The sequence below is a fragment of the Saccharopolyspora karakumensis genome (assembly GCF_004349225.1).
GTDB classification, from domain to species: Bacteria; Actinomycetota; Actinomycetes; order Mycobacteriales; family Pseudonocardiaceae; genus Saccharopolyspora; species Saccharopolyspora endophytica.
The window spans coordinates 74416-96562 of record NZ_SMLA01000004.1; the positions used below are offsets into that span (position 1 = coordinate 74416).

The following is a 22147-nucleotide window of genomic DNA, read 5'->3' on the forward strand; positions in this document are numbered from 1 at the left end:
GGGCGCAGGAGGGGATCTCCTACCAGAAACCGCAGCGTAGGGAACTACAGGGCTGTGATTACCCCTGTTCGAGGCCGAACACTCGCTCAGCCGTGGCCGTGGTGGCTACCGCGAGCTCATCAGCGTTCACGCCACGGAGTTCGGCGAGGTCACGAAGGGTGTAATTGACGCAGTAAGGCTGATTCGGCCGTCCCCGGAACGGGTGCGGCGTCAGGAACGGCGCGTCGGTCTCCACCAGCATCTGCTCCAGCGGGACCGCTTCCGCCGCCTCCCGGAGGCCCTTCGCGTTGCGGAAGGTCGCCGTGCCGGCGAACGAGAGCACGTAACCGGCGTCCACGCAGGACTTCGCGAACTCGGCGTCACCGGAGAAGCAGTGGAAGACCACCTTCTCCGGCGCGCCTTCCTCGTCGAGGATGCGCAGGATGTCGTCGTGCGCCTCGCGGTCGTGGATCATCAGCGGCTTGCCGGTCCGCTTCGCGAGGTCGATGTGCCAGCGGAACGCCTCCTGCTGCGGCTCCGGCGGCGAGTAGTCCCAGTAGTAGTCGAGCCCGGTCTCGCCGACGGCGACCACGCGCGGGTGCGCGGCCAGCTCCTCCAGCGTGGCGCGGTCCTCGTCGCCGAAGTCCTTGGTGCGCGTCGGGTGCAGCGCCACGGCGGCGAAGACCCGGTCGTCCCAGGTGGCGGCCTCGACGGCCCAGCGCGCGGAGTCGATGTCGTCGGCGACGGTCACGACGCGGCCGACACCGGCGCTCTGCGCGCGGTCGAGCATCTCGCGGACGTCCTCGGCCGTCTTGGCGCCGCAGGCGTCGAGGTGGGTGTGAGCGTCGACGGCAGCTGCCGCCAGCGCCTCGGGCACCGGCGGCAGTTCCTGCCTCTTGTCCTTCTTGGCCATCAGGACGGCTGGATCGGGGCCCACTCCGGGCCGGTCTCGCCGAGTTCGGCGTCGAGCTTGGCGAACAGCGGCTTCGGCTTGTCCAGCGGGCGACCCACCTCGATGTCGGCGGACTCCCACTTGGCCTGCTCGGCGGCGTACTCGCCCATCAGCACCGGGTACGACATCGACGGCTCGTCGAGGTCGTCGACCTCGCGGATCTCCGGCTGCGCCGCCCAGACCCCGGTGCCGCCCAGCAGCTCGTGCACCTTCTGCGCGGAGTGCGGCAGGAACGGCGTGAGCAGCGTGTTGGCGTCCGAGACGACCTGCAGCGCGGTGTGCAGCACGGCGTCGCGGCGGTCCGGGTCCTCCTTGAGCTTCCACGGCTCCTGGTCGGACAGGTACTTGTTGGCCGCCGAGACCACCCGCATCGCCTCCTGCGACGCGAGCTTGAACCGCGAGCTGCGCAGGTGCGCGCCGACGGTGTCGAACGCCGCGCGGGCCTGCGCCTTGAGCTCCTCGTCCGCAGGAGCGGGAGCCGTCGGTGCGGGGACCGCGCCGTTGTTCTTCGCCGCCATCGAGATGGACCGGTTGACCAGGTTGCCCCACTCGTTGGCGAGCTCGAAGTTGGTGCGGCGGACGAACTCGTCCCAGGTGAAGTCGGTGTCCTGGTTCTCCGGACCGGCCACCGAGATGAAGTAGCGCAGGGTGTCCGGTCCGAACTCGCGCAGGAAGTCGCGCACGTAGATCACGGTGCCGCGCGAGGTGGAGAACTTCGAGCCGCTCATGGTGAGGAACTCGCTGGAGACCACCTCGCCGGGCAGGTTCAGCTCGCCGAACGGGCCGGTCGTGCCGCCCTTGTCGCCCTGGCCGTTGTGCCCCATGAGCAGGGTCGGCCAGATCTGGGCGTGGAAGGTGATGTTGTCCTTGCCCATGAAGTAGTAGCCCTGGGCCGACGGGTCGGTCCACCACTTCTTCCAGGCGTCGGGGTCGCCGGTGCGGCGGGCCCACTCGACGCTCGCCGACAGGTAGCCGATGACGGCGTCGAACCACACGTAGAAGCGCTTCATCGGCTGGTCGCGCCAGCCGTCCAGCGGGATCGGCACGCCCCAGTCGAGGTCGCGGCTGATCGCGCGCGGGCGCATGTCCTCGACCAGGTTCTGCGCGAACTTGAGCACGTTCGGCCGCCAGCCGTCCCGGGTGGACAGCCACTTGCCCAGCGACTCGGTGAACGAGGGCAGGTCCAGGAACAGGTGCTCGGTCTCGACGAACTCCGGCTTCTCGCCGTTGATCCGCGAGACCGGGTTGCGCAGCTCGGCCGGGTCGAGCTGGTTGCCGCAGTTGTCGCACTGGTCGCCGCGCGCGCCGTCGTAACCGCAGATCGGGCAGGTGCCCTCGATGTAGCGGTCGGGCAGCGTGCGGCCGGTGGACGGGCTGATCGCGCCGGTCGTGGTCTTGGGCAGCACGTAGCCGTTGCGGTGCAGCGCGAGGAAGAGGTCCTGCACCACCTTGTAGTGGTTGCCGGTGGTGGTGCGGGTGAACAGGTCGTAGGACAGGCCGAGGCCCTGCAGGTCCTCGGTGATCACCCGGTTGTACTTGTCGGCGAGCTGCCGCGTGGTCAGGCCCTCGTTCTCCGCTTGGACCGAGATCGGGGTCCCGTGCTCGTCCGTTCCGGAAACCATGAGCACCTGGTTGCCGGCCATTCGCTGGTACCGGGAGAAGACGTCCGAAGGCACACCGAAGCCGGAAACATGACCGATGTGCCTAGGCCCGTTGGCATACGGCCAGGCCACAGCGGTCAACACAGAGGCGCTCATGCCCGCCAGCGTAATCGCCTGCTCGTCCCGCGGGGCGGTGCGGGTAGCAGAACCTGCGCGGCTCCGCGGACTCCGCGCGCCACTCCTGATGCTTGCCGAGCGACTGCATCGCTCGGCTGGCGGTCAGGTCACTTCCGCGAGGCGAGGACCGCGTCGTAGAGCTCCTTCTTGCGGACTCCCGCGAGTTCGGCGACCTCGGCCACCGCGTCCTTCAGGCGGATGCCGTCCGCGGCGCGCTCCTCGACCTGCTCGACGAGCTCCGCGGGGTCGGTCGGCGCCGCTTGCTCGGCCCCGCCGAGGACCACCGTGATCTCGCCCCGAACGCCTTCCGCGGCCCATTCGGCGAGGTCACCGAGACTGCCGCGCTTGATCTCCTCGTAGGTCTTGGTGAGTTCGCGGCACACCGCGGCCGGCCGCTGCTCGCCCAGGACCGAGACGGCGTCGGCGAGGGTGTCGGCCAGCCGGTGTGGGGCCTCGAAGAAGACGCTGGTGCGCTCCTCGGCGACCAATCTGCCGAAGAACTTGCGCCGGTCCCCCGTCTTGCGCGGCGGGAACCCCTCGAAGCAGAACCGGTCCGAGGGCAGCCCGGACACCGCGAGCGCGGTGGTCACCGCCGACGGGCCGGGCAGGCACGTCACCGGCAGACCCTCGGACACGCACGCCGAGACCAGCCGGTAGCCGGGATCGGACACGCTCGGCATGCCCGCGTCGGTCACCAGCAGCACGGTCTTCCCCTCGCGCAGCGCGTCGAGCAGCATCGGAGCGCGCGCGGACTCCACCGCCTCGTAGTAGCTGACGACCTTGCCGGTCGGCGTGACGCCCAGAGCGCTGGCGAGGTTGCGCACCCGGCGGGTGTCCTCGGCGGCCACCACCTCGGCGGTGCCGAGCGCCTCGATCAGCCGCGCGGACGCGTCGCGGGCATCACCGAGCGGGGTGGCGGCGAGCAGCAGGGTGCCGGAGTCCATGACCGCACAGCGTAGGCCGCCTGACCCCGGGCGAGAACGCGGCGTAGCCGCGCGGGCCGGACTCGCGCCGCCACCGCCGGAGGAGGCGATTCCTCAACGGCTCCCAGCGGGGCGTCCCCCGGTCGAGGCGCGCCTGACCCTTACGATCGACGGTGTGAGCGTCCCAGTCCGCAGGTTCGGCGGTGCCGACGAACTCGTCCAGGTAGGCCGCGCACCGGCGGCTCGCCGCCCGGGGGAGACCGACCCGCTGCCACTGCTGGACTCCTCGATGCCCACCGACCGCAGGCGCGGCTGGGTGGTGACGCTGGTGATCACCCTGGTCGCCGGTCTGGTCCGGTTCTGGGACCTGGGCCGGGCCACCGACGAGGGCACTCCGGTCTTCGACGAGAAGCACTACGTCCCGCAGGCGTGGCAGATGCTGCGCAACGGCGGTTACGAGGACAACCCCGGCTACGAGCTGGTGGCGCACCCGCCCGTCGGCAAGCAGATGATCGCGATCGGCGAGTGGCTGCTGGGCTACACGCCGTGGGGCTGGCGGATCATGGCCGCCCTGTTCGGCACGCTGATGGTGCTGCTGATCGTGCGCATCGCCCGCAGGATGACCCGCTCGACGCTGCTGGGCGCCCTGGCCGGAGTGCTGCTGATCTGCGACGGCCTCAGCCACGTGCAGGCCCGCGTCGGGATGCTCGACATCTTCCAGGCGCTGTTCCTGCTCGCCGCGTTCTCCTGCCTGCTGGTGGACCGCGATCAGGTGCGCGAACGCCTGTGGCAGGTCTGCTCGGACGGGCGGCTGGACCCGTCGACCTGGGGCCCGCGGCTGGGTTTCCGCTGGTGGCGCGTGGGCGCCGGGCTGATGCTCGGACTGGCCTGCGGGGTCAAGTGGAACGGCATCTACTACATCATGGCGTTCGGCCTGCTCAGCGTGATCTGGGATGCGCTGGCCAGGCGCGCGGCCGGGGTGCGGAGGCCGTGGCGGGCCGCGCTGGTGCGCGACACCGCCCCGGCGCTGTGGGCGCTGGTGGGCCTCCCGCTGCTGGTGTACTTCGCGACCTGGTCGGGCTGGTTCGCCAGCGAGACCGCGACCGACCGGCACGCGGTCCTGCAGAGCGACGACGTCGGCATGAACGGACTGCCCGACGCGCTGCGATCGCTGCTGTACTACCAGCTCAACGTGCTGGACTTCCACACCCACCTGACCACGCCCTCGACCCCGCACCCGTGGGAGTCCAAGCCGTGGGCGTGGCCGATGGGCCTGCGCCCGATGCTGTACTACTACGAGTCCGGGATGCCGGGCTGCGGCCGCGACAGCTGCGTGCAGGCCACGATGCTGATCGGCACCCCGGCGATGTGGTGGCTGGCGCTGCCGGTCGCGGCGTGGTCGGTGTGGCGCGCGGTGTTCCGGCTGGACTGGCGCTACGCAGCGGTCCTGGTCGGCTACGGCGCCGGGTACCTGCCGTGGTTCACGAACCTGTCGCGGCAGATGTACTACTTCTACGCCACGCCGCTGGTCCCGTTCCTGGTGCTGGGGATCGTGCTGGTGCTCGGCCACGTGCTGGGCTCCGTCGACGACCACTACGAGCGGCGCAAGACCGGGCTGCTGGCCGTGTCGCTCTACATCGGACTGGTGGTCGCGAACTTCGTGTGGCTGTGGCCGATCCTCAACGGTGATCCGATCACCCACGAGCAGTGGCAGGCCGAGCTGTGGCTGCCCTCCTGGCGCTGATCAGCGCGGTTCCCACCGGAACCAGGCCTTGGCCAGCAGGCTGAACAGCGCGATCCAGACCAGCAGCGACGCCGCGGACGAGAGCACGTCGCCCTCGCCGGTGACCGCGTGGTGGATCAGGCCGCCGATGCCTCCGCCGGGCAGCAGCAACCACATCGGACCGACGATGGCGACCAGGACGCCGCCCATCAAGGCGAGGAACAGCGGCAGCGTGGTGATCTGGGCCTGCTCGAAGGACGAGGTGCGACCGCTGGTCGCGACGCCGGCCGCCAGGCAGAGCCCCGTGCCCAGGACCAGGGCGACCAGCAGCGGCAGCGGTGCCGGCACCGGCGCGCCCAAGCTCATCGAGATGACCAGCATCAGCGCCGATTGCAGCACGCCGAGCAGCACCACCGGGGTCAGCAGCCCGGCGAGGATCACCGCGTCGGAGGCCTCGCCGTTGCGGAGCCGCTTGAGGTAGAGGTCCTCGCGGCGGGAGGCCAGCGCGGCGGTGACGGCGAAGTGGACGGTGAAGCCGAGCACCATCAGCAGCTGGAGGCAGAGCGTGATCGCCCAGGCCTGCGGCGGGGCGTCATCGGGCAGGGTGAAGCCGGCCCACAGTCCCACCAGGATCGGCATCAGCAGCGAGCTGACCGCCACGGTCCTGTTGCGCAGCAGGAGTTTCAGCTCGGCTCGCGCCAGAGCCAGGACCATCGTCACGGCTGGGCCTCCTCTCGGACGGACTGGAAGATCTCCTCCAGCGAGGCCGGCTGCGCGCGCAGACCGGCGAGGTCCACGCTCCCGTCGGCCCAGGTCAGCAGGGCGTGCAGGTCCTGCTGCAGGTGCGGGGTGCGGATGTCGACGCGGCTGTCGCGCCGGGTCGCGGTGCCGGTCAGCGGCGGCAGGCCGAGGTCTTCCGCGGCGTTGAAGGTGATGCGCGCGTGGTGGTCGGCGAGGACGTCGACGAGCCGTCCCGTGACCGCGATGCGGCCTTCGTGCATGATCGCCAGCCGGTGCGCGAGGCGTTCGGCTTCTTCGAGGTAGTGCGTGGTCAGCAGCACCGTCGTGCCCGCGGAGAGCAGGCCGCGCACGAGTTCCCAGGTGGTGCGGCGGGATTCGGGGTCCATGCCGACGGTGGGTTCGTCGAGGAACAGCAGCTCGGGCTCGCCGAGCAGGGCCAGCGCGAGGTCGAGGCGCCGGCGTTCACCGCCGGAGAGCTGCTTGACGCGGACGTCGCGGCGCGGGTCGAGCCCGAGCGCGTCGAGCGTTCCGTCCACATCGGACTTCGCGGTGCGCATCCGGCGGGCCAGGTCGGCGGTTTCGGCGACCGTGAGGTCTCCGGCGAATCCGCTGTCCTGCAGCATGATCCCGGTGCGGCTGCGGATCGAGCGGTCGCGCAGCGGGTCGGCGCCGAAGACGCGCACCTGCCCCTGCGCGGGAGCGCGGTGGCCTTCGACGGTTTCCAGCACGGTCGTCTTGCCCGCCCCGTTGGTCCCCAGCAGCGCGAACAGCTCACCGGGCAGGACGTCGAAGTCGACTCCTCGCACCGCCTCGAAATCGCCGTAGCGGCAGTGCAGGCCGCTGGCTTCGATCACTGGTGTGATGCGTCCAGCCTGGTCACCCGGGGTTCGCGCCGGTAGAGCGTTCCGTCAGCGCTGCGCGGGTGCGGTGTCAGCGGATCCGATGACTGATGTCATGAGCTCGGCGATCCGGTGCCGCCGCAGCGCGGGGATGCACGATGCTGTGGAGGTGAACGAGGACCCGACCGAGTTCGACCCGCGACGGCTCGCGCGGCTGCGCCGCTACACGTGGTGGTCGATCGTGCCGATGATGCCGGTCTACGCGGTGTTCCCGGCCATGGACCTCGCCTCCGGGGCCTACGGCGTTCCCGAGGTCGTGGTGCTCGCGCTGGTCGCGCTGCTGGTCGCGGTGGACGGGACGCAGCTGTCGACGCTGCTGATGAGCGGTTTCGGTCACGGCCCCCGCTACCCGGTCGCGCGCGGGCTGGTGTTCGCCGCCGGGCTGGCCGCCACGGGCTACGCGATGTCGACGTCCCCGTACGGGATGCTCTGGGTCGTTCCGGTCGGCGGGCTGGTGGGCGTGCACGTGGCGCTGGCGGCGCCCCGGCTGCGCTGGCCGATCCAGATCGTCGCGCTGGTGGTCACCGCCGCAGTGGCGTGGGTGGGCGACGCGCTCGGCGGCCCGCACCCGATGGTCGGGATGTTCTTCGCCTTCTACGCCATCGTCATCGTGTCGATGATCTCGGCGCTGACGGTGGGCGTGGTGTGGTTCTGGGACATGGTGCTGACGCTGGACCGCGCCCGGTCGGTCAGCGGCGAGCTCGCGATCGCCCGCGAGCGGCTGCGCTTCGCCGCCGATCTGCACGACGTGCAAGGCCACCACCTGCAGGCCATCGCGCTGAAGGCGGAGCTCGCCGAACGCCTCGTCGGCAACGACGACGACGCGGCCCGCGCGCAGGCCGCCGAAGTCGCCGAGCTGGCCCGCACCGCGCTGCGCGACACCCGCGCGGTCGTGCAGGGATACCGGCGCAGCAACCTGACCGGCGAGCTCACCAACGCGCGGGAGATCCTGGAGGCCGCAGGCGTGAAGACCGAGGTGCGCGGGGACGCGACGCTGGTCCCGCCGCCGCTGCAACCGCTCTTCGGGGCGCTCGTGCGCGAGGGGACGACGAACATCCTGCGGCACTCCCGAGCGCGGCGCTGCACCCTCGACATCGCCGTCGACGGCTCGCGCACCCGCGTGGTCCTGACCAACGACGCGGCGAATCCCGCAGGCGAACGAGGAGGTTCGGGGATCGACGGGCTTCGGCACCGCTTCGCGACGCTGAACGGGCACGTGGACGCCCGCCACGAGGGCGAGCGCTTCGAACTCATCGGCACGGCCGAGGAACCGGTGGCGGCGCTGTGATCCGCGTGGTGCTGGCCGACGACGAGGACCTGATCAGGGGCGCCCTGGCCGCGCTGCTGGCGCTGGAGCCGGACCTGGAGGTGGTCGCCCAGTGCAGCAACGGCACCGAAGCGCTGGAGGCGGTTCGCCTGCACCGCCCGGACATCGCCGTGTTCGACCTGGAGATGCCCGAGCTCGACGGGGTCGAGGCCGCCAGGCGGCTCACCGGGGAGCTCCCGATCGTGCTGGTCACCCGGCACGCGCGGCCGGGTGTGCTGAAGCGGGCGCTGGCGGCGGGGATTCGCGGCTTCGTCCCGAAGACGACGCCGGCGACCAAGCTCGCGGCGATCCTCCGCGACGTCCAGTCCGGTGGGCGCTACATCGACCCGGAGATCGCGGCCACGGCCCTGACCGGTGACGCCTGCCCGCTGACCGATCGCGAGCTGGAGCTGCTCCGGCACACCCTCAAGGGCGGCACCATCGCCGGCATCGCCGCCGAGGTCCACCTCGCCCAGGGCACCGTGCGCAACTACCTGTCGGCCGCCATGACCAAGCTCGACGTCACCACCCGCCACGAAGCCGCCCGGAGGGCCTGGCAAGAAGGCTGGATCTGAACCCACCCTCCCAGGAGGATTCGAATTCCGCGCGAAGCGCGAATCGTCGAACTCCGCGCGAAATTCGAATCGTTCACTCAGGCGAGGGACGTGAGGGTCTTCCGGAGGGCTGCGACGGCGTCGAGGATCTCCTCCGGGCGGGCCGACAGCGGCGGCCGGGCGCGCAGCGAGTCCGGTCCGGACGGCAGGAACAGCGTCCGGTGCTGGTCCCGCGCGATCTCCAGGGCCCGCGCCCGGTGGGCGGCGTCGTGGAAGCTGATGGCGCACATCAGACCCCGGCCGCGCGGCGAGTGGATCAGGAACGGGAACTCGGCGGCGAGGTCCCGCAGCTCGCCCAGCAGGAGCTGTCCCATGGCGCGGCTGTGGGCGAAGAGGTCGTCGGCCTCGATGACCTCCAGGATCCGGGTCGCCCGGACCATGTCGGTCAGCGAGCCACCCCAGGTGGAGCTGATCCGGCTGGGCTCGCGGAAGGCGTTGTCGGCGACGTCGAGCACCCGGCGACCGCCCATGACCCCGCAGACCTGCAGCCGCTTGCCGAAGGCGACGAGGTCGGGTTCCAGGCCCAGCGCCTGGTGCGCCCACGCCTGACCGGTCAGCGCGCCGGTCTGCACCTCGTCGGCGACGGTGAGCACGTCGTGCTCGACGCACAACCGCTGCACCGCCTGCAGGAACTGCGGGCGGAGGTGCCGGTCGCCGCCCTCGCCCTGGATGGGTTCGTAGACGAAGCAGGCGATCTCGACGCCGTAGCGTCGCAGGGCCGCCTCGGCCGCACCCAGCGCCTGGACCTCTTCGGGCAGCAGCTCGGCGGTGTCCCACCGCTCTCCGGGCTCGATGGCGGGGCTGGGGATCCGCGGCCAGTCGAACATCGGGTAGTCGCGGATCTTGGACGGGTCGGTGTTGGTCAACGACAGCGTGTACCCGCTGCGCCCGTGGAACGCCTTCTCCAGGTGCATCACGCGGCTGCCGCGCACGGCGACCCCGCGGCGCGCGTTGACCTTGGTCTTCCAGTCGAAGGCGACCTTGAGGGCGTTCTCCACGGCGAGGGTGCCGCCGTCGATGAAGAACAGCAGCGGGAGCTCGGGGATCCCGACGACCCGCTGGAAGGTCTCGGCGAAGCGGGCCTGCTCCTCGGTGGCGAAGTCGGGATTGGACGGCTTGACCCGCGAGACGCGCAGCAGGGCGGCCTCGAACTCCGGCGTGCGCAGACCCGGGTGCCCGTGCCCGAGCGGTGCGGAGCTGAAGAACATCGTCAGGTCGAGGTACTCGGTGCCGTCGCGCACGTCGCGCAGGCGGCAGCCCTCGCCGGCGTCGAGGTCGACGACGATGTCCATCAGATCGCCGGTGACCTGCGCTTTCAGCGCGGCTACGGGGTCGGTTCCGGCCCGCTGGGCGGGAACTGCGGTCGAAACGGTCTCGTGCTGAGCGGTCATGATTCGGCCTCCCGGCTGCGTGTGCGCGGGTCTCACGCACACAACAAGAATTACACAGAAGGCCGTGGTTCGAGCAAGATGCTTCAGCTGATCGTCCGGATGAACGAAAGATATTCTTCTGCTCCGGGTGCACTCCACCCCTGGAGCAGAAGAATCCGCGGAATCAGCCGACGCGGCCGACGCCTCCGAAGAGGTAGACGGGCTTGGGGGTCTCGCCCGCGGTGTCCGGGCGCCACTGCGAGCAGCTGACCACGCCGGGCTCCAGCAGCTCGGTGCCCGCGAACAGGTCCTCGATCTCGGCGGCGGTGCGCGCCCGGATCGGCGTGCCTCCGCGCTCGGTGGTCTCCCGCATCGCGCGCAGCATCGGCTCGCCGTGCACCTCGGCGGAGGAGTGCGTGAGCACCAGGAAGCTGCCCTCGGGCAGCGCGTCGACCAGTTCGCGAACCACCCGGTACGCCTCCTCGTCGTCCATCAGGTGGTTGACCACGCCGAGCATCATCAGACCGATCGGCTCGCTGAAGTCCAGGGTCCGCTGGGCCGCCTCGATGATCTCCCCGGGCAGCCGCATGTCGGCGTCGAGGTAGTCCGTCGCGCCCTCGGGAGTGCTGGTCAGCAGCGCGCGGGCGTGCGCGAGCACGGTCGGGTCGTTGTCGACGTAGACGATGCGGCTCTCGGGAGCGAGGCGCTGGGCGACCTCGTGGGTGTTGTTGGCGGTCGGCAGACCGGTTCCGACGTCGAGGAACTGCCGCAGACCCCCGGTCTCCACGAGCTGGCGCACGGCGCGCACGAGGAACGCGCGCTCGGAGCGGGCGCCCTCCGGGATGTCCGGGATGTGCGCGAGCACGGCGTCCCCGGCCTCGCGATCGACCGCGTAGTGGTCCTTGCCGCCGAGCCAGTAGTTCCAGATCCGCGCCGACTGCGGCGTGTTGATGTCGATCTCCACCGCTTCCAGCTCCCTCCACTGTGGTGCCGTGGATCCTACGCGGGAGAGGTCACGCGAAAGGGTCGTGCCGATATCCTCTGCGACATGGCCAGGAGGTCCGGATCCGAGACGCGCGAGGCGATCCGCGACGCCGCGACCCGGCTGTTCACCGAGCACGGCTACGCCGACACCTCGGTCCGCGACATCGCCTCGCTGGCCGCCACCGATCCGGCCCTGGTGATCCGGCACTTCGGCAGCAAGGAGCTGCTGTTCCTGGACACCATGCACCTGAGCATCGACGACGAACCGCTGCTGAACGTGCCGCTGGCACGACTGGGCCCGCGGTTCGTCGAAGTGCTGCTCGACTCCGACAGCCGCAGCCGCGCGATCTACCTGGCGATGGTGCAGGGCAGCGGCAACCCGCAGATCGCCGCGCGGCTGCGCGAGACCCACGAGACGTCGTTCGTGCAGCCGCTGCGGGTGCGGATGCGCGGCCCGGACGCCGAGGACCGTGCCCGCTCGGCCGCCGCGCTGGTGGGCGGCCTGCTCTACGCGCTGTGGGTGGTCGGCGACCAGCAGCTGGCCGCCGACCGCGCCGGCCTGGTCGAACGCTACGGAGCGCTGCTGCAGCGACTGCTCACGCCGTGATCACTGCACCGACCAGCCGCCGTCGGAGGGCAGGATCGCGCCGTTGAGGTTCACCCCGTCATCGCTGAGCAGGAACGTGATCGAGGCGGCCAGCTGCGGTGCCGTCGCCACCGGCGGCATCAGGCCCATGAACCCGCCCGTGCGCTGCCGGCCGAACTCCGACACGTCCCCGATCGACGCGCTGATCCCGGTGGCCACGCCGCCCGGCGCGACCGCGTTGACCCGGATTCCCGACGGCCCGTACATGAAGGCGGTGTTGCGGGTGATGCCCAGAACCGCGTGCTTGGAGGCGGTGTAGGCGACCCCGGCGGCGTTGCCGCGCAGCGAGGCCTCCGAAGCGACGTTGACGATCGAACCGCTGCCGGCCGCCAGCATCGACGGCAGCGCGGCGCGCGAGAGCCGCATCAGGCCGTCGACGTTGACCCGGAAGGCGCGTTCCCAAACTGCGTCGTCGAGTTCGTGCAGCGGGCTGAAGTCGTCCATGACCCCGGCGACGTTGGCGAGCCCGTCGATCCGCTCGCCCGCGGCGGCGATGATCCGCTCGACGTCGGCGGCCTGCGAGATGTCCCCGGCCACGGTGACCGCACCGGGCAGCTCGGCCGCGAGCTCGTCGAGCGGGCCCGCGTTGATGTCGGCGGCGACGACCCGGCCGCCCTCGCGCGCGATGCGCGAGGCGGTGGCACGCCCGATGCCGGAGGCGGCACCGGTGACGATGACGGTCTTGCCCTCGAAACGACCGGGCACGAGGCGCTCCTGCCAGCCCGCCGCGACGCCCTCGACCTCCGGCATCACCCCGCCGTTGACCCGCAGCACCAGGTCGTCGACGGCCTCGCGGCTGAGCGCGCCCTGGCTGAGCTCGACCAACTGCTCCAGCGGCATCCCGCTCACCGGCGCCAGCGCCTCGGCGTCGCGACCGGAGTCGGCCAGCAGCTCCTCGATCAGCGGCCGTCCCTCGGGGTGGCCGAGCCACTCCCCGATCGAGCTCCTACCGCTCAGCACGTCGCCCACCGCGCACCTCCACCACCGAAGTCAACACTGTTGACTTCACTCTACCCGGACCCCGCACACCCCTGACCAGGCAACACCGCAACAACCCGACGACCACCCCAACTCCCCAACCCGGAAACCTCCCGTAATCCGTCACCGGAAAACCGCCGTACTCCGTTGACGGAAAGCTGGAGTAATCCGGTACGCCAGGTCCAGGTCGGCGACCGCGGACAGCGCCATCTTCCCGGCCGCGTGGACGAACGGACGGCTCCTGAGGCCGCGGTTTTGTCCGAGCGGTCGGCTTGGCCAAAGCTGTGAGCTGCGAAGACTTCCGGAAATGTCTCGCCGTGCAGGTGTGCCCATTGATCCGTGGATCTCGGGCCGCCGGGTGCCTAACGTGGGCGTCGACCCGAGCGGGACTCCTCGGCCGACAGGGGGTGCCGGGGAGTCCCGCGGGGGTCAAGGCCGGATCTGGATGTCGAAGAAGACGGGACGGAGGTCCTCGGGGAAGAACTGCCGGCCGTCCTCGTCGACCATCTTCCACGCGATCTTGCAGCGGCCGGGCTCGTTGCCGGTGAAGACCGGAACGGCGAGCGTGACCGTTTCGCCGGGCGCCACTTCGCCGACCGAGACCCGTTGCGGAGCGGTGCACGCCGCGTCCCCCTCGCGGAAGACCTGCGCCAGGTACCGGCCCTCCCACGGTTCCCTGCCGACGTTGCGGACCTCCCAGGTCTTGGCGAAGTTCTGCCGCATCGCGAACTCGGTGCCGTCCGGGACGGTTTCGCTGAGCATCAACGACGCGTCCCCGGGGATCGGGCGCTGCTCCGGCATCCACCACCAGACCGCACCGGCCACGACGAGGACCGCCACGATGGCCGCGACCAGCCACTTCGGCCACCGCCGGGGCTCCGGCAGGGGTGGTTCGGGAGCAGGCTCGGGGGCGGGTTCGGGAACGGTCCGGGCCGATTCCCAGCGTCTCGACCACTCCCGGCGCGCGGTGCTCTCGTCCTGGCCGAGCACCCTGACCGCGAGGCAGCGGACGAACTCCCACGTCGTCTCCCACGACGGCAGGTCCTTGCCGCGCGCCGCAGCCGACAGCGCCGACTTCGACGCCGCGGCGCCGAACTCGCTGCGCATCCGGTCGTAGGACGGGTCACCCGCGGCTTCCTTCAACTCGCACAGCTGCCAGGCGAACTCCGCGACCGGACTCTCCTGCGGGTCCGGGCGCTGCTGCTTGCGACCCCGCTTGCGCGAATCGTCATCCCTGATCACAGAACCGTCCACGCCGTTCATTCTTGCGCAACGCCCACCGAGCCCCCGAGCCCAGCCGACGTGAACGGCGGCCGACCCACGTCGTGGATCGGCCGCCGTTCACCGCTGCTGCGCGCCTCGGCGCAGCAGCGGGACCGCGCTCTTCGTCAGCGCAGGGCGTTGAGGGTCAGGGTGAACACCTCGGGGTCGCCCGCGTTGACCTTGCCGCTGTGGTCCTCGCCGGCGTTGGAGCTCACGTCGTCGTAGGCGAACGCGTAACCCTTGCCGTCGGGAAGGTTCTCGTGCACCACGCGCGCGTAGTGGTTGGTGATGTCGTTCTGGTAGAACGTCGCCGGGTCTTCCTCGTGCGGCTGGTTGGGGTTGATCAGCAGCGTCGTGCGGTTGAACGCCGCCGCCAGCCGCGGCACGATCGCCAGGCGCTCCTGCGAGTCGCTGCCCGGGTTGTTGGCGAACGGACCGCTGTTGCAGCCCCAGATGTCCACCGAGGACGGCTTGGCGAAGCGCTCGGCGCCGAAGACCAGCTCCTCGCCCTCGACCTTGCCCTCGATGATGCCGAGGTCTTCGCGCTGGGTGTCGACGAACAGCGACTCGCCCGCGTACTTGGCGTAGACCTCGTCGACGTAGGGCTCCATGTAGCCCTCGAAGTCGGCGGCGCGGTGGTTCGGGTTGAGCACCCGCACGACCTTGCCGTTGGTCTCCTGCACCAGCGTGGCCCAGTTGCCGCCCATGCCCTTGAGGCTCTCGGCGACCTTGTCCATCCCACCGGTGGGCATGCCGGGCACGCTCTGCTCACCACTGCCGGTGGTGGTCAGGTGCAGCCCGATCGGCGCGGCGACGAAGTCGACGTAGCTGATGTTGGCGTAGAGCTGCTCGGCGTTGAGGGTGAACTCCGCGAACGTCCAGTCCTTGCCGAAGTTCGGGTCCTCGCTGGAGACGAAGTTCGGGTGCACGACCGAGGTCGTGCCGTCGGCGCCCTGGACGACCTGGAACTCCAGGGTGTCGTTGAGGGAGTAGTACACGCGAGCGCCGTACATGCGGGGCACGGTCACCTCGACGGTGCCGTCGACCGGGATGGCCACGTCGTCGCCGATCGGCGCCGGCTCCGGGCCGCCCGCCTCGGGGAAGTACGGAGTGCCGTCCGCCTTGATGAAAACGGCCTTCTTCTCGGCGTCCGAGAATCCGGCGATGTACGCGTTGGCCGGACCGCCGGAGTTGTTCTGCAGCACGAACTTCATGCTTTCCGGTGCCGCCGAGGCGAATGGAGCGCTGATCGCCTGGGCCCAGAACGGTGCCGTGAGGGCCGCAGCGGAATAGCCGAGAAACCGCCGACGAGAAACCATGTGGATACCTCCAGAGACAACGGGACCACCTCGTTGGGCAGCCGATCCTCTCTCGTGATCGATCCCGAAGTCTGCCGTTCTGGACGAGTCTTTCCATACCCCCAAAAGGACCGAAATCATCACACCTGAACATTATTAAACGCAACCGCACATTCACCGTTGAATGCGCAAGGCGAGGGCGACATTCCGACAGATAAATGTGAATGCGCTCGAATCGGCCAATCAAAATCCGTGATTTTCGCGAGTGAACCGAAATCTACCGCGATACGTGCACCGCGTACAGGGATACCGGTTCCGACTTTCCCTTCAGCTCCACGTCCGGTCGCTCTTCGAGCTCCGCCGGAGCGCCCGCGACGAGCTCGCGGGTGCGCTCCGAGATCAGGATCGTGTCGCCGGTCTGCCGGGTCGCGGCCTCGATCCGCGCGGCGACGTTCACCGGATCACCGATGACGGAGAACTCGAACCGGCCCGCGCCACCGACGTTTCCCGCGACGACGACCCCGGTGTTGACCCCGATCCCCACCGACAGGCCACCGCCGAACTCCTCGCGCACGGCCTCCGCGATCGCCAGCGCCGCCAGCAGCGCCTGCCTCGGGTGGTCGGCGATGCGCCGGGGTGCGCCGAACACCGCGAGCAGCCCGTCCCCGACGAACTTGTCCACGTGACCGCCGTGCTCGCGGATCACCGGGACCGCCCGCTCGAAGAGGCGGTTGATCGTGCCGACGATCTCGGTCGCGGAGATCGTCTCGGAAAGTCCGGTGAAGTCGCGGATGTCGATGAACATGATCGACACCTCCACCTCCTCACCGGCGAGATCGGTGCCCTCCCGGAGGATGTGCTCGGCGATGGCCGGATCGACGTAGGTGCCGAACGCGGATCGAATCTGCTCCCGCTCCGCCAAACCCACGACCATCTCGTTGAACCCGGACTGCAACCGGCCGATCTCGGTGCCGTCGTAGACGGGGATCCGGATGTCGAAACGCCCCCGGCGCACCTCGGCCAGCGCATCGGCGACACCGTTGATCGGATCGGCCGTCGCCCGGGCGGCCAGGTAGACGGTGTGCATCCCGACCACCAGCGCGGTTCCGGCCAGCGCCACCATCGCCACGGCCAGCTCGGTGTCGGTCACCTGCGAGGGCGCCAAGGTCCGCAGCCCGAGCATGAACAACCCCGCCATCGGCACGCAGCTGCCCAGCGCCCACGCCAGGACGCTGCGCACCGCCACACCCCGACCGACGCGCAGGTCGTTCGGGTCGACGCCGGTGAGCAGCCGCGCCGCGGCGGGGCGGAGCAGCCGCTCGATGAGCAGGTAGGCGCACGCGGCCGTGGTCACGCCGGTGAGGACCACGATGACTCCGACCCACACGCCGCGTTCGACGTCACGACTCGCCTCGAAGACGGCGAACACGACGGCGCCACCGATCCACAGCCACACCTGCAGCCAGAACACCCGCAGCGGCAACCGCAGCACCGCCGCCCGCAGCTGAGAGGTGGCCGGGCCGCCGGAGGCGAGCCACCGGTTGAGCCCGCGCTGCCCCCGGATCCCCGCGACGACGCCGATCAGCGCCGCGAGCAGCAGGTACGCGGCGGCGGCCAGGATGTAGAAGCCGTTGGACAGCATCCGGTCCGGCGGCAGCGGGATGACGACGAGGTTGAGCGCGAGGACCGCCACGGTCCCGATCAGGTTCGCCAGCACCACCACCGCGGCGACGACCACTCGCGTCAGATCCGCGAGGACCCTCCCCTCGGCGTCCTCCAACCGGACGTCGGCCCTCAGGAACGCAGGGAGGTACCGCACGAGGACGCGAGCAGGAGTCACGTCGCCACGGTAATCGACCGCGGCGACGCGATGTCGAGTTCAGACCGAGCGCGGGCGCCGAACCGGCGTGGTTCGGCGCCCGCTGCCCGGAGGGGATCAGAACAGGTCCGGCACCTTCCAGCCGTCGAGGTCGTACTCGTCGAGGAAGCTCTCCGCGAAGCCCTTCATCTGGTCGACGCCCCCGCGGTTCTGCGCGGCGAAGAGGAGCTCGGCCTTGACGTTCTCGTGGTTGCCCGAGTAGTTGCGCTCGTAGAGCTCGTGCCTGCCGCCGAACTCGGATCCGATGGCGTCCCACAGCGCCTTCATCACCTTGACGCGGTCGACGGCGGTGACCCCGTTGGAGCCGCGCACGTACTTGTCGAGGTACGGTCTGACGTCGGGGCTCTGGAAGTCGGCCGCGCCGGAGGGCAGGTAGATCAGGCCGGAGGCCACGTCCTGCTCGATGATCTCCTTGACCCTCGGGTAGCCGTGGATCATGAACATCCGGTAGGTCAGCCCGTACTCCAGCTTCGGGATGACGGCGTCACCGACCCACGGTTCGGGGTCGCGCGCCATCGACTCGGTCAGCGACCAGAACAGGTTGCGCCAGCCGATGACCTCACCGACCCGCGTCTGCACGCCGCGGAAACCGCCGGAGCCGGTCGCGTCGAGGGCCTTCATCAGCAGGCCTGCGATGAAGTCGAGCTTGACCGCCAGCCGGGTGCAGCCCTGGAAGGTGAACCGCGGCAGGAAACCGGACTGGGGGAAGAAGGCGTTGATCCGGTCGACGTCGCCGTACATGAACACGTTCTCCCACGGCACCAGCACCTTGTCGAAGACGAAGATGGTGTCGTTCTCGTCCATCCGGCTCGACAGCGGGTAGTCGAACGGCGTGCCGTTCTGAGCCGCTTGCTCGGTGTAGGAGGGGCGGCAGATCAGCTTGACACCGGGAGCGTCCATCGGAACCGTGCAGATCAGCGCGAACTGCTTCTTGCGGATCGGCAGCCCGTAGTGGGCGATGAAGTTGTAGTTGGTGATCGCCGAGCCGGTGGCCACGACCTTGGCACCGGACACGACCAGACCGGCGTCGGTCTCCTTCTCCACCTTCATGTAGACGTCGCCCACCTCGTCCGGCGGCAGCTGCCGGTCCACGGGCGGGTTGATGATCGCGTGGTTCCAGTAGAGGACCTTCTCCTGCGACTCGCGGTACCAGCGCTCGGCGTTGGCCTCGAACGGCGCGTACAGCTCCTTGTTGGCGTGCAGGGTGCCGAGGAAGCTCGCCTTGTAGTCGGGGCTGCGACCCATCCAGCCCCAGGTCAGGCGGGCCCACTGCGCGATCGCGTCGCGTTCCTTGATCAGGTCGGCCGAGGAGGTCGGGGTCTTGAAGAAGGGCATGGTCACGCCGCCGTTGCCGGTGTCGGTCGGCACCGTGAGCGCGTCGACGTGCGGTCCGGTGTGCAGCGCGTCGTACAGGCGCGCGGTCATGCGGACGGGGTTGCGGAAGGCGGGGTGCGCGGTGACGTCCTTGACCCGCTCACCGTGCAGGTAGATCTCCCGGCCGTCGCGGAGGCTCTCGACGTACTCGTCGCCGGTCATCGGCCGCGAGGCGAAGTTCGTCTGCCGGTTGGCGGGAGCGTCCTGCGCCGGGTTGACCTCGGGCGCGCTCGCCGCGAACTCCGACTCCTCGGCAGCGGAGGTGAGGGTGTCAGCCATCTGCTTCTCCTTTGATCTCGATGGTGGTGTGCGGGGACCTCAGCTGGACCGCGCGGGAACGGGGTGGAACCGCGCCGTCGCGTCGAACCAGCCGGCGTGCGGGTCGTCCTGGCATCCGAGCCAGACGGTTTCGGACGTGCGCTGCCCGATGTGGTGGAAGGCGCTGTTGTGGAACAGCAGCGGAGCCCGGTCGGTCGTGCGGACTTCGACGCATTCGCCGAGGAAGAGCACGTGATCACCGCCGTCGTCGGCGCGCCAGGGGTCGCAGATGATCGACGCGGCGGTTCCCGCGAGCGTGGGTGCGCTCGCGTCGTCCAGCCACGGCAGCGGATCCGGGCTCGGCCGTCCCGCGAAGTGCATGGCCACGTCGACCTGGTCGGCTGCCAGCACGTTGACCGCGAACGACGCCCCCTCCAGGTGCCCGGCCGCCTTCGCCGTGCGCGTCAGCGCGACCTGCACGAGCGGCGGATCGAGCGAGATCGGGGTGAAGGCGGTGACCGTGGCGCCGTGGTAGCGCCCGTCCTGAGTCCGGCAGGTGATGACGGTGACTCCGGTCGCGAAGCGGCCGAAGGTCGATCGCAAGGTGCGCGGATCCATTGTTCTGCTCCTTCGCAGTGGCAAGACCTGCGGGAATGCGCGGGCCGGAACTAAGCGGTGACGCTAGGTCGAGCCGATGTCCCGGGCGATCCGCTCTGCGAACGTCCGATCCGGATTGCGAACCGGACAGCGTCGAACTGTTATGCGCGCCACTCCCGAGCACGTACGATCGGGTGCATCACGAAGGAGTGGTATGAGCACGACCGGCACGTTGACGGCCTCACCCGAGGAGCTGGACGGCTTCTCGGCCTCGGTCGCGCGCGCCTACTTCCCCCACGATCTGGCGATCAGAGCGCAGGCGGCGGGCCCTGCTGAGCTGCGGGCCGTGGACCTCGGCCCGATCCGGCTGGCGCGCATCGGCTGGGGCTCGGAGGTCGCCGTCGAGTCCGACCACCCGGGTGCCTGGGCCGTGAACGTGCCGCGCAGCGGGGTCCTCGAGGCCCGCGTCGGCGGTCGGCACGTCCTCTCGCTGGACGGGCAGGCGACGGTCTGCCCGCCGGACCAGCCGACCCGGATGACCCGCTGGTCAGCGGATTGCTCGATCGTCGGGATGCGCGTGGACCGCGACTACCTCGCCGACGAGGTCTCCGCGCTCGTCGGCATGCACGTCGATCGGCTGCCCGCGCAGCTGGACCTGCGCACCGGTGGCGGCCGGACCTGGATGGCGCTGCTGACCTCCATCGGGGCGGAAGCGCTGGTCTCCCCCGAGCTCGCGCGCGATCCCCGGGTGAGCCGCCGGCTGGCGGGCACGCTGTCTGCCGCGTTCGTCACCGCCTGCTTCCCGGAAGAGCCGATGCAGGGCGAGATCCGCCCGCGGATCGTGTCCAGAGTGGTCGCGGCGATGGAGGAGGACCCGGCGCGGGACTGGACGGCTTCGGACCTCGCCCGCACCGCCGGCGTCGGAATCCGACGCCTCCAACAGGGCTTCCGGCACTACTTGGGCTCCACCCCGACGCAGGAGCTGACCTCGATCAGGCTGCGACGAGTGCACGCGGACCTGCTGGCCGGAAACGCGGACTCGGTCACCGAAGCGGCCTACCGCTGGGGCTTCACCCACCTGGGGAGATTCGCAGCCGCCTACAAGAACCACTACGGAGTAACCCCCTCCCACACCCTCCGCTGCACCTAGAAGGAGAGCCCCACCTGCAAAAACGCAGACAGGGCTAGGGCTAAAGGCGTGCAGAACCTGGATCGCTGAGAAATGCCCAGCCCGAGAGCGACGCCAAAGGCGAGGGGACCAGAGAAAGGCGACCACCGCACCGCAGGGGGCTTGGGGGAGTCGCTCCCCCAAAAATAATGACGGAGCGATAAAGCGAAAACGCCCTGCGTTGAGCAGGGCGTTCCAATCGCGGAGTGGAGCTGAGGGGAATCGAACCCCTGACCTTCTCGATGCGAACGAGACGCGCTACCAACTGCGCTACAGCCCCTCACCGGAAGTTCGAGCCCTCCGGCTTTGTTGTGAGGGAAGCTTAGCAAGTCCCGCATCGGGGTCTCGCGGCACCCCCCTCTTCGCGAGGATCACTCGCCCGCTGCCCTCCGGTAGGGCTCCCAGGTGCGCTCGTCGAGCTCGTCGAAGACCGGGTCCTCGTCGTCGATCTCGACGCGGACGCCGGGGACGGCGGGACGGATGTCGGCGGTGCGGTCCTGGGCGGACACGGGCTCCGGCCTGCGGTCGTCGGCGACCTCGTCCTCGTAGTCCTCGACGAACTCGCCGAGCTCGTCGAACTCCGGGTCACCGGCGTAGTCGTAGTCGTCGTCGAGGTCGTCGCGGCGGTAGTCGTCGCGCTCGTCGTATTCGTCGACCTCGTCCTCTTCGCGCTCGAAGTCGTCGCGCTCGCCGTTGATGCGGGCGAGGCGGCGGGCCCGGATGTCCTCTTCGATGCGGACCTGCCTGCGCAGGTAGGTGAGGTAGCCGACCAGCGACAGGTCGACGACGGCGTGCCCCCACCACAGGACCGGCCACAGCAGCGCGGCCAGCAACCCGGTGGTCACCGCCAGGAGCAGCATCGTGAGGACGATGCGCTGCCTGCGGGCGTACTTGGCGCGGGCGACCAGCGCCGCGGCTTCGGGGTCGTAGCCGCCCCGGCCAGGACGGTAGCGGCGCCCGGCGCGGACGTCCTCGCTGTTGACGCGGCGCCAGTCCTCGTCGTGCTCCTCGAAGGTCTCGTCCACGTCCTGCTCGTCCACGTCCAGCCCGGGTTCAGGCATCCCGACCTCCACCCTGTCGGTTGTCGCGGCTTCCGACCTCGCCGGTCGCCGATCACTGCCGCGTCGCACGACTCGGGCGGCGAGCGCGGAATCGGTGGTCTTGGACACTTCTTGCCGGCGGCGGGCGAACATCGGCACCAGGACGACCAACCAGGCCGCCGCCAGCGCAGCGAAGATCAATGAGCTCGGCATTCCTCGCCACCTCCCCTGGCCACCGGCAGTGCACAAATCTGCGATCGCCACGCTAGTCACATCAGTCACTCGTGTCTCGCAGCCACGCCGCGCAACAGGTGTGCCTCCGACTACAGAACCGCACGAACAGAGCAGTCGCGAGCAACATCGACACCGGCGTGTCG

The 22147-nt window shown here is 70.0% G+C and carries 19 protein-coding genes and 1 tRNA gene; 5 read left to right on the plus strand and 15 right to left on the minus strand.

The window, feature by feature from the left end; translation table 11 throughout:
* Positions 1–58: 58 nt before the first annotated feature.
* The 3 genes from E1202_RS04035 to rsmI all read right to left on the minus strand — a co-directional run bounded on the left by E1202_RS04035 (position 59) and on the right by rsmI (position 3653).
* Positions 59–892: a TatD family hydrolase gene (locus E1202_RS04035; RefSeq protein ID WP_132681135.1), complete on the minus strand. Its 834-nt coding sequence runs from the start codon at positions 890–892 to the stop codon at positions 59–61.
* On the minus strand, positions 892–2688 hold the full coding sequence (gene metG, locus E1202_RS04040; protein WP_132681137.1) for a methionine--tRNA ligase: 1797 nt from the start codon (positions 2686–2688) through the stop codon (positions 892–894). The genes E1202_RS04035 and metG overlap by 1 nt, the downstream gene beginning before the upstream one ends.
* A gap of 128 nt (positions 2689–2816) precedes the next feature.
* Positions 2817–3653, minus strand: a complete 837-nt coding sequence (rsmI, locus tag E1202_RS04045) for a 16S rRNA (cytidine(1402)-2'-O)-methyltransferase (RefSeq protein WP_132681139.1) — start codon at positions 3651–3653, stop codon at positions 2817–2819.
* Positions 3654–3921: 268 nt separating this feature from the next.
* Between rsmI and E1202_RS04050 the strand changes: the two genes are divergently transcribed.
* Entirely contained in the window at positions 3922–5376 is a 1455-nt protein-coding gene (locus E1202_RS04050; RefSeq protein ID WP_132681339.1) for a dolichyl-phosphate-mannose--protein mannosyltransferase, read from the plus strand.
* On the opposite strand, the gene E1202_RS04055 is transcribed toward E1202_RS04050, so the two are convergent.
* Complete coding sequence (locus E1202_RS04055; RefSeq protein WP_132681340.1) at positions 5377–6069, minus strand: ABC transporter permease; 693 nt, start codon at positions 6067–6069, stop codon at positions 5377–5379.
* A 2-nt stretch (positions 6070–6071) separates the two neighbouring features.
* The gene (locus E1202_RS04060) at positions 6072–6950 is read right to left on the minus strand and encodes an ABC transporter ATP-binding protein (protein ID WP_132681141.1); all 879 of its coding nucleotides are present in this window, start codon (positions 6948–6950) and stop codon (positions 6072–6074) included.
* 154 nt (positions 6951–7104) lie between these two features.
* Here E1202_RS04060 and E1202_RS04065 point away from each other — a divergent pair, with 154 nt between their 5' ends.
* Positions 7105–8283 carry a sensor histidine kinase gene (locus tag E1202_RS04065; protein ID WP_235877669.1) on the plus strand — a complete coding sequence of 393 codons (1179 nt, stop codon included), beginning with the start codon at positions 7105–7107 and terminating at the stop codon, positions 8281–8283.
* Entirely contained in the window at positions 8280–8876 is a 597-nt protein-coding gene (locus tag E1202_RS04070; protein WP_132681143.1) for a response regulator transcription factor, read from the plus strand. The genes E1202_RS04065 and E1202_RS04070 overlap by 4 nt, the downstream gene beginning before the upstream one ends.
* A 77-nt stretch (positions 8877–8953) precedes the next feature.
* Here the strand turns inward: E1202_RS04070 and lat are convergent, their stop codons facing one another.
* Entirely contained in the window at positions 8954–10306 is a 1353-nt protein-coding gene (gene lat, locus E1202_RS04075; RefSeq protein ID WP_132681145.1) for an L-lysine 6-transaminase, read from the minus strand.
* A 163-nt stretch (positions 10307–10469) separates the two neighbouring features.
* Entirely contained in the window at positions 10470–11249 is a 780-nt protein-coding gene (locus E1202_RS04080; protein WP_235877671.1) for an SAM-dependent methyltransferase, read from the minus strand.
* Positions 11250–11333: 84 nt separating this feature from the next.
* Between E1202_RS04080 and E1202_RS04085 the strand changes: the two genes are divergently transcribed.
* Complete coding sequence (locus tag E1202_RS04085) at positions 11334–11876, plus strand: TetR/AcrR family transcriptional regulator (RefSeq protein WP_132681147.1); 543 nt, start codon at positions 11334–11336, stop codon at positions 11874–11876.
* On the opposite strand, the gene E1202_RS04090 is transcribed toward E1202_RS04085, so the two are convergent.
* The 6 genes from E1202_RS04090 to E1202_RS04115 form a co-directional block, all read right to left on the minus strand.
* Positions 11877–12884, minus strand: a complete 1008-nt coding sequence (locus E1202_RS04090; protein ID WP_132681149.1) for an SDR family NAD(P)-dependent oxidoreductase — start codon at positions 12882–12884, stop codon at positions 11877–11879.
* A 438-nt stretch (positions 12885–13322) separates the two neighbouring features.
* Positions 13323–14147, minus strand: coding sequence for an NBR1-Ig-like domain-containing protein (locus E1202_RS04095; protein ID WP_235877673.1), 825 nt, complete (start codon positions 14145–14147; stop codon positions 13323–13325).
* 134 nt (positions 14148–14281) lie between these two features.
* Positions 14282–15475, minus strand: coding sequence for a glycoside hydrolase family 64 protein (locus E1202_RS04100; protein WP_132681153.1), 1194 nt, complete (start codon positions 15473–15475; stop codon positions 14282–14284).
* A 256-nt stretch (positions 15476–15731) separates the two neighbouring features.
* On the minus strand, positions 15732–17294 hold the full coding sequence (locus tag E1202_RS04105) for an adenylate/guanylate cyclase domain-containing protein (RefSeq protein WP_132681155.1): 1563 nt from the start codon (positions 17292–17294) through the stop codon (positions 15732–15734).
* A gap of 96 nt (positions 17295–17390) precedes the next feature.
* The gene (locus tag E1202_RS04110) at positions 17391–18869 is read right to left on the minus strand and encodes a 4-hydroxyphenylacetate 3-hydroxylase family protein (RefSeq protein WP_235877704.1); all 1479 of its coding nucleotides are present in this window, start codon (positions 18867–18869) and stop codon (positions 17391–17393) included.
* 156 nt (positions 18870–19025) lie between these two features.
* The gene (locus E1202_RS04115; protein ID WP_132681159.1) at positions 19026–19583 is read right to left on the minus strand and encodes a flavin reductase family protein; all 558 of its coding nucleotides are present in this window, start codon (positions 19581–19583) and stop codon (positions 19026–19028) included.
* A 193-nt stretch (positions 19584–19776) separates the two neighbouring features.
* On the opposite strand from E1202_RS04115, the gene E1202_RS04120 reads away from it, so the two are divergent.
* Positions 19777–20712 (plus strand): AraC family transcriptional regulator, encoded by a 936-nt coding sequence (locus E1202_RS04120; protein ID WP_132681161.1) that lies wholly within the window; start codon positions 19777–19779, stop codon positions 20710–20712.
* 225 nt (positions 20713–20937) lie between these two features.
* Here E1202_RS04120 and E1202_RS04125 read toward each other — a convergent pair.
* Positions 20938–21010, minus strand: a tRNA-Ala gene (locus E1202_RS04125).
* Positions 21011–21101: 91 nt separating this feature from the next.
* The gene (locus tag E1202_RS04130) at positions 21102–21983 is read right to left on the minus strand and encodes a gephyrin-like molybdotransferase receptor GlpR (RefSeq protein WP_132681163.1); all 882 of its coding nucleotides are present in this window, start codon (positions 21981–21983) and stop codon (positions 21102–21104) included.
* Positions 21984–22147: the final 164 nt, after the last annotated feature.

Bases quoted from the DNA above. Each gene is read 5' to 3' on its own strand.
- E1202_RS04035 (WP_132681135.1), bottom strand. From the start codon at position 892: ATGGCCAAGAAGGACAAGAGGCAGGAACTGCCGCCGGTGCCCGAGGCG.
- metG (WP_132681137.1), bottom strand. From the start codon at position 2,688: ATGAGCGCCTCTGTGTTGACCGCTGTGGCCTGGCCGTATGCCAACGGG.
- rsmI (WP_132681139.1), bottom strand. From the start codon at position 3,653: ATGGACTCCGGCACCCTGCTGCTCGCCGCCACCCCGCTCGGTGATGCC.
- E1202_RS04050 (WP_132681339.1), top strand. From the start codon at position 3,922: ATGCCCACCGACCGCAGGCGCGGCTGGGTGGTGACGCTGGTGATCACC.
- E1202_RS04055 (WP_132681340.1), bottom strand. From the start codon at position 6,069: ATGGTCCTGGCTCTGGCGCGAGCCGAGCTGAAACTCCTGCTGCGCAAC.
- lat (WP_132681145.1), bottom strand. From the start codon at position 10,306: ATGACCGCTCAGCACGAGACCGTTTCGACCGCAGTTCCCGCCCAGCGG.
- E1202_RS04085 (WP_132681147.1), top strand. From the start codon at position 11,334: ATGGCCAGGAGGTCCGGATCCGAGACGCGCGAGGCGATCCGCGACGCC.
- E1202_RS04100 (WP_132681153.1), bottom strand. From the start codon at position 15,475: ATGGTTTCTCGTCGGCGGTTTCTCGGCTATTCCGCTGCGGCCCTCACG.
- E1202_RS04110 (WP_235877704.1), bottom strand. From the start codon at position 18,869: ATGACCGGCGACGAGTACGTCGAGAGCCTCCGCGACGGCCGGGAGATC.
- E1202_RS04115 (WP_132681159.1), bottom strand. From the start codon at position 19,583: ATGGATCCGCGCACCTTGCGATCGACCTTCGGCCGCTTCGCGACCGGA.
- E1202_RS04120 (WP_132681161.1), top strand. From the start codon at position 19,777: ATGAGCACGACCGGCACGTTGACGGCCTCACCCGAGGAGCTGGACGGC.
- E1202_RS04130 (WP_132681163.1), bottom strand. From the start codon at position 21,983: ATGCCGAGCTCATTGATCTTCGCTGCGCTGGCGGCGGCCTGGTTGGTC.